The organism is Acidovorax sp. LjRoot74 (assembly GCF_964254355.1).
Lineage (GTDB): Bacteria > Pseudomonadota > Gammaproteobacteria > Burkholderiales > Burkholderiaceae_C > Acidovorax.
The window spans coordinates 1-13274 of the sequence record NZ_CAXUTI020000001.1; the positions used below are offsets into that span (position 1 = coordinate 1).

Annotated in this window: 11 protein-coding genes; 6 read left to right on the top strand and 5 right to left on the bottom strand. The window is 66.0% G+C overall.

Translation table 11 applies throughout. The features are described 5' to 3' along the window. The 4 genes from dnaA to ACSQ3O_RS00020 form a co-directional block, all read left to right on the top strand. Positions 1 to 1365 (top strand): chromosomal replication initiator protein DnaA (gene dnaA / locus ACSQ3O_RS00005; RefSeq protein WP_436137389.1); only part of this gene is annotated, 1365 nt, incomplete at its 5' end. Between the two features lie 167 nt (positions 1366 to 1532). Further along, positions 1533 to 2651, top strand: coding sequence for a DNA polymerase III subunit beta (gene dnaN / locus ACSQ3O_RS00010; protein WP_436137390.1), 1119 nt, complete (start codon positions 1533 to 1535; stop codon positions 2649 to 2651). A 154-nt stretch (positions 2652 to 2805) separates the two neighbouring features. Beyond that, the gene (gyrB, locus tag ACSQ3O_RS00015) at positions 2806 to 5412 is read left to right on the top strand and encodes a DNA topoisomerase (ATP-hydrolyzing) subunit B (RefSeq protein WP_436137391.1); all 2607 of its coding nucleotides are present in this window, start codon (positions 2806 to 2808) and stop codon (positions 5410 to 5412) included. 128 nt (positions 5413 to 5540) lie between these two features. Beyond that, positions 5541 to 5954 carry a YkgJ family cysteine cluster protein gene (locus ACSQ3O_RS00020; RefSeq protein WP_015011832.1) on the top strand — a complete coding sequence of 138 codons (414 nt, stop codon included), beginning with the start codon at positions 5541 to 5543 and terminating at the stop codon, positions 5952 to 5954. 77 nt (positions 5955 to 6031) lie between these two features. Here the strand turns inward: ACSQ3O_RS00020 and ACSQ3O_RS00025 are convergent, their stop codons facing one another. The 5 genes from ACSQ3O_RS00025 to ACSQ3O_RS00045 form a co-directional block, all read right to left on the bottom strand. Continuing rightward, on the bottom strand, positions 6032 to 7672 hold the full coding sequence (locus ACSQ3O_RS00025; protein WP_436137392.1) for an AMP-binding protein: 1641 nt from the start codon (positions 7670 to 7672) through the stop codon (positions 6032 to 6034). A gap of 91 nt (positions 7673 to 7763) precedes the next feature. Further along, the gene (locus ACSQ3O_RS00030) at positions 7764 to 9086 is read right to left on the bottom strand and encodes a serine hydrolase domain-containing protein (RefSeq protein ID WP_436137393.1); all 1323 of its coding nucleotides are present in this window, start codon (positions 9084 to 9086) and stop codon (positions 7764 to 7766) included. Between the two features lie 73 nt (positions 9087 to 9159). Next, positions 9160 to 9732, bottom strand: a complete 573-nt coding sequence (locus ACSQ3O_RS00035) for a thioredoxin family protein (protein ID WP_436137394.1) — start codon at positions 9730 to 9732, stop codon at positions 9160 to 9162. Positions 9733 to 9770: 38 nt separating this feature from the next. Further along, positions 9771 to 10496 (bottom strand): cytochrome c biogenesis CcdA family protein, encoded by a 726-nt coding sequence (locus ACSQ3O_RS00040; RefSeq protein WP_436137395.1) that lies wholly within the window; start codon positions 10494 to 10496, stop codon positions 9771 to 9773. After that, positions 10493 to 10999: a DUF2147 domain-containing protein gene (locus ACSQ3O_RS00045; protein ID WP_436137396.1), complete on the bottom strand. Its 507-nt coding sequence runs from the start codon at positions 10997 to 10999 to the stop codon at positions 10493 to 10495. The genes ACSQ3O_RS00040 and ACSQ3O_RS00045 overlap by 4 nt, the downstream gene beginning before the upstream one ends. 179 nt (positions 11000 to 11178) lie before the next feature. Here ACSQ3O_RS00045 and ACSQ3O_RS00050 point away from each other — a divergent pair, with 179 nt between their 5' ends. Then, complete coding sequence (locus ACSQ3O_RS00050) at positions 11179 to 11937, top strand: response regulator (protein ID WP_436137397.1); 759 nt, start codon at positions 11179 to 11181, stop codon at positions 11935 to 11937. Continuing rightward, a complete protein-coding gene (locus ACSQ3O_RS00055) occupies positions 11934 to 13253 on the top strand; it encodes an ATP-binding protein (RefSeq protein WP_436137398.1) in 1320 nt (439 codons plus the stop codon). The genes ACSQ3O_RS00050 and ACSQ3O_RS00055 overlap by 4 nt, the downstream gene beginning before the upstream one ends. Positions 13254 to 13274 lie beyond the last annotated feature (21 nt).

Below are 13274 nucleotides of genomic sequence, written 5' to 3' on the forward strand. Positions count from 1 at the left end.
CTGTGGCAAGCCTGCGTAGAACAACTGGCGCAAGACCTGCCCGAACAACAATTCAACACCTGGATCAAGCCTCTGGTCGCCCAGGTGGCTGAGGACTTTTCCAAGGTCACCCTGCTGGTGGCCAACCGCTTCAAGCTGGACTGGATCCGCGCCCAGTACGCAGGCCGCATCGCCTCCCTGCTCGAAGGCCTGTACGGCCAGCCGGTCTCTCTGGAGTTAGCGCTCGCTCAGCGGGAATCCGTTACCCGTACTTATGTGCGCCCTGCATCGCCCGAGCCCTCCAGCGCCCCGGCACCGGCAGAATCCCCGGCCGCCAGCATCGACGAGGCCCCGGCCGGTGCCTTCCGCAACCGGCTGAACGCAGCCCTCACCTTCGAGACGCTGGTGGAAGGCACGGCCAACCGCATGGCACGCTCGGCCGCCATGCACGTGGCAGGCATGCCCGGCCACCTGTACAACCCGTTGTTCATCTACGGCGGCGTCGGCCTGGGCAAGACCCACCTGATGCACGCTGTGGGTAACCGCCTGCTGCAGGACAAGCCCGACGCCAAAGTTCTCTACATCCACGCCGAGCAGTTCGTGTCGGATGTGGTTAAGGCGTACCAGCGTCGCACCTTCGACGAGTTCAAGGAACGCTACCACTCGCTCGATCTGCTGCTCATCGACGATGTGCAGTTCTTTGCCAACAAGGACCGCACGCAGGAAGAATTCTTCAATGCGTTCGAGGCTTTGCTGACCAAGAAGAGCCACATCGTGATGACGTCGGACACCTACCCCAAGGGCCTGACCAACATCCACGACCGCCTGGTGTCGCGCTTCGATTCGGGCCTGACGGTGGCGCTGGAACCGCCCGAGCTGGAAATGCGCGTGGCCATCCTGATCAACAAGGCGCGCGTGGAAGGCACCGAGATGCCCGAGGAAGTGGCCTTCTTCGTCGCGAAAAACGTGCGCTCCAACGTGCGCGAGCTGGAAGGCGCGCTGCGCAAGATCCTCGCGTACTCGCGCTTCAACCAGAAAGAGATCTCCATTCAGCTCGCCCGCGAGGCGCTGCGCGATCTGCTGTCGATCCAGAACCGGCAAATTTCTGTGGAAAACATCCAGAAGACGGTGGCCGACTATTACAAGATCAAGGTCGCCGACATGTACAGCAAGAAGCGCCCGGCGAGCATTGCCCGCCCGCGCCAGATTGCGATGTACCTGGCCAAGGAGTTGACGCAAAAAAGCCTTCCTGAAATCGGAGAATTGTTCGGAGGGCGCGACCACACCACCGTTTTGCATGCCGTTCGCAAGATTTCGGGCGAACGCCAACAGCTGACCGAGTTGAACCAGCAGTTACACGTGCTGGAGCAGACCCTGAAAGGCTGAAACCCCGTGCGCTCCGGTAAGCCCGCTTCTGTAAGAACTTGTTCGTCGCTCCCGCGAGGGAACAAACACGTTCTTACAGGGCAAAATGGCGGATTGGGCAGCAGGGGGGGCACCACCCGTGCCGCTGCCAATGCACCGGTTTAGAAAATCCACAAGAGGTTGAAGACATGATCGTCCTGAAGGCAACACAAGACAAGGTTCTCGCGGTTCTGCAGTCCGTGGCTGGCATCGTCGAGCGCCGCCACACGCTGCCCATCCTGGCCAATGTGCTGATCCGCAAGACGGGCAATGCCCTGCAGCTGACGACCAGCGACCTCGAAATCCAGATCCGCACCACCGCCGAGCTGGGCGGCGACACCGGCGACTTCACCACCACCGTGGGCGCACGCAAGCTCATCGACATCCTGCGCACCATGCCCGGCGACCAGACCGTGAGCCTGGAATCGCAGCAGTCCAAGCTGATGCTCAAGGGTGGCAAGAGCCGCTTCACCCTGCAGAGCCTGCCCGCCGAAGACTTCCCGCTGGTGCAAGAATCCGCCGCCTTCGGCCCCGTGTTCGCCGTGCCACAAAAGACGCTGAAGGACCTCCTCGGCCAGGTGTCGTTTGCGATGGCGGTACAGGACATCCGCTACTACCTCAACGGCATCCTCTTCGTGGCCGAGGGCAAGACTCTCAGCCTGGTGGCCACCGACGGCCACCGCCTGGCGTTTGCCAGCGCCACGCTGGATGTCGAAGTGCCCAAGCAGGAAGTCATCCTGCCGCGCAAGACCGTGATCGAGCTGCAGCGCCTGTTGAGTGATGCAGGCGGCGAGAACCAGCCCCACATCGAGATGCAGTTCGCCAACAACCAGGCGAAGTTCACCTTCGGCGGCATGGAGTTCGTCACCAAGCTGGTCGAGGGCAAGTTCCCCGACTACAACCGCGTGATCCCCAAGAACCACAAGAACAGCATCACCCTGGGCCGCGCGCCCCTGCTGGCCAGCCTGCAGCGCACGGCCATCATGACCAGCGACAAGTTCAAGGGCGTGCGCCTGAACCTGGAGCCCGGCACCCTGCGCGTCGCGTCGAACAACGCCGAGCAGGAAGAGGCCGTGGACGAGCTCGACATTGACTACGGTGGCGACACCATCGAGATCGGCTTCAACGTGACCTACCTCATCGACGCCCTGGCCAACATGGGCCAGGACATGGTGAAGGTGGAACTGTCGGACGGCAACAGCTCTGCGCTGATGACCATCCCCGACAACGACAGCTTCAAGTATGTGGTGATGCCCATGCGCATCTGAGGCGGCCCCTCCCACCTGCCACACAGCCACGCAGCTGCACCCCGTTTACTATCGTATTGATAGCTACTAGCGCTTACTGGGTAGGCGGTAGAGCCCAATTTGACCATTGAAACTATTGGAAACCCACCGGTTTCCACGGACCCCAAGGCCCACCATGACCGCTGACAACAACCTGCCCGAGCAAGAACCTACCGGCACGGGTGAGCCTGTTCCCAACAAGATCGACACCAACCAGGCCGGGGCGAGCGAGAGCTACGGCGAAGGCTCCATCACCATCCTCGAAGGCCTGGAGGCCGTGCGCAAGCGCCCCGGCATGTACATCGGCGACACGAGCGACGGCACAGGCCTGCACCACCTGGTGTTCGAGGTGGTGGACAACTCCATCGACGAAGCCCTGGCCGGCCACTGCGACGACATCGTCGTCACCATCCACACCGACAACTCCATCAGCGTCACCGACAACGGCCGCGGCATCCCCACCGGCGTGAAGATGGACGACAAGCACGAGCCCAAGCGCAGCGCCGCCGAAATCGCGCTGACCGAACTGCACGCAGGCGGCAAGTTCAACCAGAACAGCTACAAGGTGTCGGGCGGCCTGCACGGGGTGGGCGTGAGTTGCGTGAACGCGCTCTCCAAATGGCTGCGCCTGACCGTGCGCCGCGAAGGCAAGGTGCACCAGATCGAGTTTGCGCGCGGCTTTGTGCAGGACCGTTTGCTCGACAAAGTCGATGGCTTTGAAGTCAGCCCCATGAAGGTGACCGGCGAGACCGAAAAGCGCGGCACCGAAGTGCACTTTTTGCCCGACACCGAGATCTTCAAAGAGAACTACGACTTCCACTACGAGATCCTGGCCAAACGCCTGCGCGAACTGTCCTTCCTGAACAACGGCGTGCGCATTCGTTTGAAGGACGAGCGCAGCGGCAAGGAAGACGACTTCTCGGGTGCTGGCGGCGTACGCGGCTTTGTCGAGTTCATCAACAAGGGCAAGACCGTGCTGCACCCTACGTCGTTCTACGCCGCAGGCGAGCGCCCGGCCGAAAGCTACGGCGGCATCCCCGGCACACACATCGGGGTGGAAGTGGCCATGCAGTGGAACAGCGCATACACCGAGCAAGTCCTCTGCTTCACCAACAACATCCCCCAGCGTGACGGCGGCACCCACCTGACTGGCCTGCGCGCCGCGATGACCCGCGTCATCAACAAGTACATCGAAGAAAACGAGCTGGCCAAGAAGGCCAAGGTCGAAGTCACTGGCGACGACATGCGCGAAGGCCTGTGCTGCGTGCTGAGCGTGAAGGTGCCCGAGCCCAAGTTCAGCAGCCAGACCAAGGACAAGCTGGTGTCGAGCGAAGTGCGCGCTCCTGTGGAAGACATCGTGGGCAAGCTGCTCACCGACTACCTGCAGGAAAAGCCCGCCGACGCCAAGATCATCTGCGGCAAGATCGTGGAAGCCGCCCGCGCCCGCGAAGCCGCCCGCAAGGCCCGTGAAATGACCCGCCGCAAGGGCGTGCTCGACGGTATGGGCCTGCCCGGCAAGCTGGCCGACTGCCAGGAAAAAGACCCCGCCATGTGCGAGATCTACATCGTCGAGGGCGACTCCGCCGGTGGCTCCGCCAAGCAGGGCCGCGACCGCAAGTTCCAGGCCATCCTGCCCCTGCGCGGCAAGATTCTGAACGTGGAAAAGGCCCGCTACGAAAAGCTGCTCACCAGCAACGAAATCCTCACGCTGATCACCGCCCTGGGCACTGGCATCGGCAAGGCTGGCGGCACGACGGGTGGTGACGACTTCGACGTGGCCAAGCTGCGCTACCACCGCATCATCATCATGACCGACGCCGACGTGGACGGCGCCCACATCCGCACGCTGCTGCTGACCTTCTTCTACCGCCAGATGCCCGAGCTGGTCGAGCGCGGCCACATCTACATCGCGCAGCCACCGCTGTACAAGGTCAAGGCCGGCAAGGAAGAGCTGTACCTGAAGGACGGCCCCGCGCTCGACGGCTTCTTGCTGCGCATTGCGCTGAACCATGCCAGCGTGAGCACCGGCGGCGCCAACCCGCAGGTGCTGGCAGGCGACACCCTGGCCGAACTGGCGCGCAAGCACCAGGTGGCTGAAAGCGTGATTGCGCGCCTGTCCAACTTCATGGACCAGGAGGCCCTGCGCGCCGTGGCCGACGGCGTGGCCCTGAAGCTCGACACCGTGGCCGAAGCCGAAGCCAGCGCAGTCGCCTTGCAGGCCAAACTGCGCGAGCTGAACACCACCGGCACCCCCGCCGAAGTGGCCGGCGAGTTCGACGCCCGCACCGACAAACCCATCCTGCGCATCAGCCGCCGCCACCATGGCAACGTCAAGAGCAGCGTCATCACGCAAGACTTCGTGCACGGCGCCGACTACGCCGCCCTGGCCGAAGCCGCTGAAACCTTCCGTGGCCTGCTCAGCGAAGGCGCCAAGGCCCTGCGCGGCGAAGGCGACAAGCAGAAGGAAGAAAAAGTGGGCGACTTCCGCCAAGCCATGAAGTGGCTGATCAGCGAAGCCGAACGCACCACCGCCCGCCAACGCTACAAGGGCCTGGGCGAAATGAACCCCGAGCAACTGTGGGAAACGACGATGGACCCCAACGTGCGCCGCCTGCTGCGTGTGCAGATCGACGACGCGATCGAAGCGGATCGCGTGTTCACGATGCTGATGGGGGATGAGGTGGAGCCGCGCCGCGACTTTATTGAGACGAATGCGCTTCGGGCGGGGAATATTGACGTCTGATAGATTGCTCCGTGGCACCGCAAGAAAACGCTCCCAAGGGAGCGTTTTCTTTTGACATGCCAGAGGAACTTGGATGAAGCTGGCGTTCCACTAAGCACCACCATTGCATGCTTTAACAATCCCACCCCATGCGCTCCCCCATCGCCATCGTTGACGTAGACCGCCTGGACACCTGGACCCGCTACCGTGCAGGCCTGTGCGACACCTGTGCGGCCAACTGCTGCACGATGCCGCTGGAGGTGCAGCTGTCGGACTTGGTGCGGCTTGAACTGGTGGACCCGTTCGAGGCGGAGCATGAGGAAATCCGCCACATTGCCAAGCGGCTGCAGAAGGCACGGCTGATTGACCACTTCAACCACAAGAACGCGATCTTCACGATGGCGCGGCGGGCGAGTGGGGACTGCAACTTTCTCGACCCCAAGACGCGGCTGTGCACGGTGTATGACAAGCGGCCCGAGACCTGCCGCCTGCACCCGCAGAAGAAGAGCCCCAAGCCGGGTTACTGCGCCTATGGGGCGCGGGATCTGCAGCGGCGGGGCTGATGACAGACAAGCGCTGAGGTGGCTCGCATCTCTAATCTGCGCGAGTCCACCGCCGTCTGAAACTGCGCCCCGCACGCTCACGCCATGTCGCGCAGCTCACGGCGCAGGATTTTGCCGACGCTGGACTTGGGCAGGGCCTCCACAAACACGATCTGCCGGGGCACCTTGTAGGCAGTGAGCGATGCACGGCAGTGGGCGGCAATGTGGTCTGCATCCACCGGTGGCACAGTGCCCGCCGCGCGCACCACATACAGCCGCAGTGCCTCGCCCGTTTTCTCGTCCGGCACGCCGATGCAGGCGCATTCCAGTACGCCGGGGCAGGCGGTGGCCACGGCTTCGACTTCGTTGGGAAAGACGTTGAAGCCCGAGACGATGACCATGTCCTTCTTGCGATCCACGATCTTGAGGAAGCCGCGCTCGTCCAGCTGGCCGATGTCGCCGGTTCGGAAGTAGCCGTCGGGTGTGAAGGCGGCTGCGTTGGCCTCGGGCTGCTGCCAGTAGCCGCCCATGACCTGGGGGCCTTTGACGCAGACCTCGCCGGACTGGCCCAGGGGGGCGGAGTGGCCCTGGTCGTCCAGTAGCCGCACGTCGGTCGAGGGCAGGGGCAGGCCGGTGCTGCCGCTGAAAGCGGTGACCGATGCGGGGTTGAAGGCCACCACGGGGCTGGTCTCGCTCAGGCCGTAGCCTTCGCGGATGAACTGGCCGGTGATGGCCTGCCAGCGGGCGGAGACCGAGGGCAGGATGGCGGCACCACCGCCGCCCGCCAGCCGCAGGTTGGAGAAGTCCACGCCTTGCGTGCCAGGGTGCGCTGCCAGCCCAGCGTACAGCGTGTTGACGCCCATGAAGACGCTGGGACGCGCAGCCTTCAACACGTCGATCAACCCGTCCAGGTCGCGCGGGTTGGGCACCAGCCAGTTGCGTGCACCCACCGCAAAGTAGCTGATCAGGTTCACCATCAGCGCGAAGATGTGATACAGCGGAATGGCGGTGACGATGACCTCCTGCGCGGGGCGAAGGGCATCGGGTACGAAGGCCTTGAACTGCTCCACATTGGCCACCAGGTTGCGGTGCGTGAGCATGGCCCCTTTGGACAGGCCCGTGGTGCCCCCGGTGTACTGCAGGAACAGCAAGTCGCCCCCCTCCAGCACGGGTGGGGCAAAGGGCAGGGTGGCGCCTTCGGCCAGGGCGCGCGCGAACGAGGTGGTGGTGTGCAGGTGGGCATCGACCGGCGGGTCTGCCAGGTCGGCCGCTGTGCCGTCGCCGGGTGCCACGGTGATGATGCTGTGCAGTTCCACCCGGTCCTGGATGGCGGCCAGGGTGGCGGTAGACCCGGCATAGATCACCATCACCCGCGCCCCTGCGTCCAGAAGCTGGTGCTCCAGTTCGCGCGGGGTGTAGAGCGGATTGACGTTGACCTGCACACAGCCTGCGCGCGCAATGCCCAGCATGGCGATGGGGAAGGCCATCAGGTTGGGGCACATCACGGCAATGCGGTCGCCCTTGCGCACGCGCAGTACGTTCTGCAGGTAGGCCGCAAACGCGCGGGATTGCTGGTCCACATGCGCATAGGTCAGCGTCTGCCCCAGGCAGGTGAATGCAGGCCGGCGCGCGTAGCGCTGCATGGCGGCACACAGCAGGTGCACGACGCTGGGGTGGCTGTCGGGGTCGATGTGGGCGGGGATGGTGCCGTAGCTGGTCAGCCAGGGTTGGGGGGACATGGTGCAAAGGTCCTCATGGGATGAAGTGGGGGCTGGGCATTGGGTCGGCCACAAGGGCCGCAATGGCCCAGCCCAGGGTTGTGCGCAAGGCTCAGCGCACAGCCTTGGCCAGTGCGGCAAAGGCCTGCCGATCCAGCGTGTGGGTGAAGGCGGTGTTGGGCACGGGGTGGGTCGAGAGCTTCACCACCACCAGCTCGGCCGCCGGGTTGATGTGGATGTGCTGGCCCATCAGGCCCTTGGCTTCAAAGGTGCCATCGGCATCGTGCGGTATCCACCACTGGTTGTGGTACGAGTAGCCCGCGCGCATGGCCGTGCCCGGGGCCTTGCTGAACTTGGCTGGGTCGGCGCCCTTGCGCAGCTCGGCAATGGTGGCGGGCGAGACGATCTGTTGGCCGTTAAAGCGGCCGTTGGATCGCAGCATTTCGCCCAGGCGGCCCAGGTCGCGCAGGGTGGCGTTCACGCCCACGCTGGTGACCTGGCCGCCGTTGGCGTCGGCAAATACGTACGCATCCTCCTGCGTGCCGAGCTTGGACCAGATGCGTTCGGACAACAGCGTGGCGTAACTCTTACCCGTCACGCGCTGCAGCAGCCAGCCCAGCACTTCCGTGTCCACCGACTTGTAGGCAAACGCGGTGCCGTGCTCGCCGTCCTTTTGCACAGTGGGCAGGTGCTCGGCCATGCTCTTGGCGCCGTTGCTGCCGGGGCGCGCAGGCTGCAGGCCCGCAGCGGCCAGGTACTGAAAGACACCGGAGGTCGGGTCCGCAAAGTCTTCGGCGTATTTGACGCCGGTGGTCATGTCCAGGGTCTGCTGCACGGTGGCATCGGCCCAGGCGCTGGTGGCCAGCTCGGGCAGGTAGCGGGGGATGAGCGCGTTGGCATCAATCGCACCTTCCTGGATCAGCTCGGTCACCAACAGGCCTACCAGCGACTTGCTCATGGACCACAGCACATGGGGCTGCTGCGGCTGCATGCCGATGTGATGGCGCTCGTACACCACACGGCCCCGGTGCAGCACCAGCAGGCCGTCGGTGTAGGTGGCCTTCTGCCAGTCGGCCAGCGTGGTGGGCGCGCCCTTGTCGTCTGCAAACGCCAGGGTGTCGGGCAAGGCGCGCGGCGCGGCGGGCAGTGCGCTGGGCGCTGCTGCACCCCGCCAGATGGTGGCAGTGGGCCCCAGTTCGCGCAGGTGCTGCGCGGCCCAGCGCACATTGGGATATTTGAGGATGTTGGCCAGCCGCACGATCTTGTCGGGCGGCGGGGGGAAGCCTTGCATCAGCTGCAGGGTCACGGGGTTGGTCGCGTCCGGCGGTGGCAGCTGCGGGGCCTGGGCCTGGCTGGCGGGTGCTACGCCCAGCAGGGTGCAGGCCAGGCCGATGGCGGTGAACGAGTGAGTCAGGTGGTGATGAAAGTGGCGCATGGTGAAAAGACCTCGGTCAATGGATGTCGAATAAGGGAAGAACAAGAAAAAGAAACGGAATCGGTCGGGCAGATCAGCCCCGCGCGGCCAGCAGCGTGCGAATCACGCCCTCGGTGCGCTCGTACTCGCCTTCGCCAAAGTGCTTGTAGCGAATGCGGCCCTGCGCATCGATGAGGTAGGCGGCGGGCCAGTACTGGTTGTTATAGGCCTTCCAGGTGCCGTAGCGGTTGTCCTGCGCCACGGGGTGCTTCACGCCATAGCGGCGCATGGCCGCCTCGACGTTGCTGGCCGAGCGCTCAAACGGAAACTCGGGCGTGTGCACGCCCACCACCGTGAGGCCCTGGGGCGTGTACCGCTCGGCCCAGCGGTTCACATGGGGCAGGGTGCGGATGCAGTTGATGCAGGCATAGGTCCAGAAGTCCACCAGCACCACGCGGCCGCGCAGCTGCGCCAGGCTCAACGGTTCGGAGTTGAGCCAGCGCTCGATGCCGGTGAACTCGGGCGCGGCGCCAAAGTCCGGCAGCGCTGCGGCCGGACTGACGGGGCCTGCGGCATGGGCAAGCACGGGTGCTGCCACGGCAGCAGCCATGGAAGCCAGAAATGCGCGGCGCACAGAGAAGAGTGGTGAAGAGGGGTGCGATGTCATGGTGAAAGCTCCTTGAAATCGGTGATGGGGGTGATGGGTTACAGGCCGCCCCAGCCCGAGGGATAGAACTGCGTGAGCCAGGCCGTGATCTGTCCATCCACCTCCCACAACATAGCCAGCGCGACGGCAATGACCACCACGCCAAACACCTGCTGCACGCGGTGTGCGTGGCGTGCCATGCGGCGCACATGGGTGGCTGCAGCCTGGCCGCCGTAAGCAATGACCAGCATGGGCAGCGCGGCGCCGGTGGAATACGCGAGCAGCAGCACGGCAGTGCCCACGCCCGCAGGCTCGGTGGCGATGAGGGTGAGGATGGAGGCGAGCACGGGCCCGGCACAGGGCGTCCAGACCGCGCCCAGGCTCAGGCCCAGCAGCAGGCCCCCCCAGTTGCCACCCCCGCTGCCCATGCCCAGGCTGGCCATGTGGCTGAGCACACCGCCCGCATGTTGACTGAGCCACTGGAACGGCCGGGGCCACACCGTGAGCACGCCAAACACCAGCAGCATCACGGCGGCAAACCGGCGCAGGCCTTCTTGCGACACACCGAGCACCTGCGTGAAGCTGCTGAACAGCAGCGCCACCGCCGCAAACGACAGCGCAAACCCCAGCGCAATGAACAGCGGGCGTGTGCGCTGCGCTGCACCGCTGCCGCCGCTCACCGAGGCCCCCAGCACCACCGGCAACATGGGCAACACGCAGGGCGCGCCCACGGTGAGCATGCCGGCGGCCACGGCCAGCCAGGGCGAGGTGGTCGCCATCGTCATTGCGCGCTCCCGTGCTCGGCTGCTGGGCGGCGCCACACCTGCGTCTTGCCAAACAACGGGATGCCCACGTAGGCACGCACCAGCAGTTGCTCGGGCTCGGCCGGGGTGAGGTGGGCGCGGTAGGTCTTGGCGTTTTCGCGGTTGTAGATCTCGCCCTGGTACTCGCTGTTGCCGCCATCCGCCAGGCGCAGGCCGGACAACAAAATCATGCCCAGCGCGGGCCGCGCGTCGGCAGCGGCCATGTCGGTGCCCGGCGCGCTCATGGAGCGGTTGGCCAGCACACGCACCACCTTGCCGCACAGGGTGTTGCCCCCGCCCGGGTTGCAGGGGGCGATGTTCACCTCCAGGTTGCCGCTTTCGGTGATCCAGCGGCCCAGCGGGGCCTTGGGTGGGGATGCGGGTTGGGCGGCAGCGGCGGGCGGCGCCTTGGCGGCCTCTTGCGCGCTGGCTGCGTGCGCCAGGCCCAGTGCCAACAAAGCGGCCACGGCGATGGGGAATTTCATGGCAAGGTCCTCGTGAAGTTCAGGAAGACGCCATTGAAGCCAGCGCAGGTATCGGCGATTTGTCTGGCCAGGGCTGTTTGGTATGCGCACTTGTCGATGCACGGTGCAGACAAGTTCAGATACATACGGGCCCGAAGTCGCCCCACCGCGCGCCTGCCAAAGCCCGGACAATGGCCGCCATGACGACGCCCCCGCCCGACCACATCCTGATCGTCGATGACGACGCCGGTATCCGCGAGCTGGCCGCCGAATACCTGCAGCGCCAGGGCCTGCAGGTGAGCGTGGCCGCCGACGGGCGGCAGATGCGCGAGGTACTGGCCACGCAGCGCATCGACCTGCTGGTGCTGGACCTGATGCTGCCCGGCACCGACGGCATCGCACTGTGCCGTGAGCTGCATAGCCCGGGCGCGCCGCCGCTGCCCATCATCATGCTCACCGCGCGCAGCGACGAGGCCGACCGCATCCTGGGCCTGGAGCTGGGTGCGGACGACTACCTGACCAAACCCTTCGCCGCGCGCGAGCTGCTGGCGCGCATCCACGCCGTGCTGCGGCGCACGCGCATGCTGCCGCCCAACCTGGCCGTGGCGGAGCCTGCGCGCCACCTTGCGTTTGGCGACTGGCGGCTGGACACCACGGCGCGCCATCTGCTCGATGCCACGGGCGCGGTGGTGGCGCTGTCGGGCGCCGAATACCGGCTGCTGCGTGTGCTGCTGGACCACCCGCAGCGCATCCTCACGCGCGACCAGCTGCTGCAGCTCACGCAGGGGCGCGATGCCGATGTGTTCGACCGCTCCATCGACCTGCTGGTGAGCCGCGTGCGCCAGCGGCTGGGCGATGGTGCGCGCGGCTCGCGCTACATCAAGACGGTGCGCAACGAGGGCTATGTGTTCTGCGCCGATGTGCAACCTGCGGCAGCACCCGCAGGAGCTGCGCCATGACGCTGCGCTGGTGGCCGCGCTCGCTGTTCGGGCGCATCCTGCTGGTGCTGGCGCTGGGCCTGGCGCTGGCGCATGCGCTGACGTTTGTGCTCGCGTTCGCCGAACGCAGCATGACCATGCGGCGGGCCATGGTGTCGTATTTCGCCAGCGACGTGGCCAGCTCGGTTGCCATGCTGGAGCGCCTGCCCGCCTCCGAGCGCGCGCAGTGGGTGGACCGGCTGGCGCGCCGCAACTACCGCTTTGCGCTGGCCGAACCGCTGGACGCCCCCGCAGACCCGTCCCAACTCGCACGCCTGGTCGCCAGCGCTGTGGCAGCCACACTGCCTGCCGACCGGGCCGTGCAGGTGATCGACCCCCGCGTGCCGGGCACCGAGCTGCGGCTGCAGCTGCGTCTGGCCGACGGCACACCCCTGGCCGTGGACATGGACGAGCCCCGGCTGCAGATCTCGCCCTGGGTGCTGGGCGCACTGGCGCTGCAGCTGGCGCTGCTGGTGGGCCTGTGCGCCTGGGCCGTGCGCGCGGCCACGCGGCCCCTGCGAACGCTGGCCGATGCGGCCGATGCGCTGGGGGCCGACCGCCCCGCCGTGCCCTTGGCCGAAGACGGCCCGCGCGAGGTGCAACGCGCCGCCGTTGCCTTCAACCATATGCAGCAGCGCATCCAGACGCACCTGCAGGAACGCATGCAGATCCTGGCCGCTGTCTCGCACGACCTGCAAACGCCCATCACCCGGCTGCGCCTGCGCGCTGATCTGCTGGACGACACCACGCTGCGCGACAAGCTGCACGCCGACCTGGCCGAGATGCAGTCGCTGGTGGAAGAGGGCATTGCCTACGCGCGCTCATCGCAGGCCGTGCGCGAGCCCCCGCAGCGCGTGAACCTGCGCGCGCTGGTGGAAAGCATCGCGCGCGACTACGCCGATGCGGGCCTGCCAGTGCAAGTGCTGCAGGCGGTGGATGTGACCTGCGACACCCGCCCCCAGGCCCTGCGCCGCCTGCTGTGCAACCTGGTGGACAACGCGCTCAAGTTTGCGGGTGCTGCCGAGCTGACGCTGGAGACGGAGAGGCCGGGCCAGTGGCTGGTGCGCGTGCTGGATCGCGGGCCCGGCATCCCCCAGGCCGACCTCGCCACCGTACTGCAGCCCTATGTGCGGCTCGAAGATTCGCGCAATCGGGGCACCGGTGGCACGGGACTGGGCCTGGCCATTGCCAGCGAACTGGCCAAGGCCCTGGGAGGCCGCCTGGTGCTGGGGCCGCGGCCGGATGGCGCGCAAGGGCTGGAGGCGCGGGTGGAGCTGCCGGAGGCGCTCCCCGCGTAGGCGTACGCGCAAGCGCCGCTG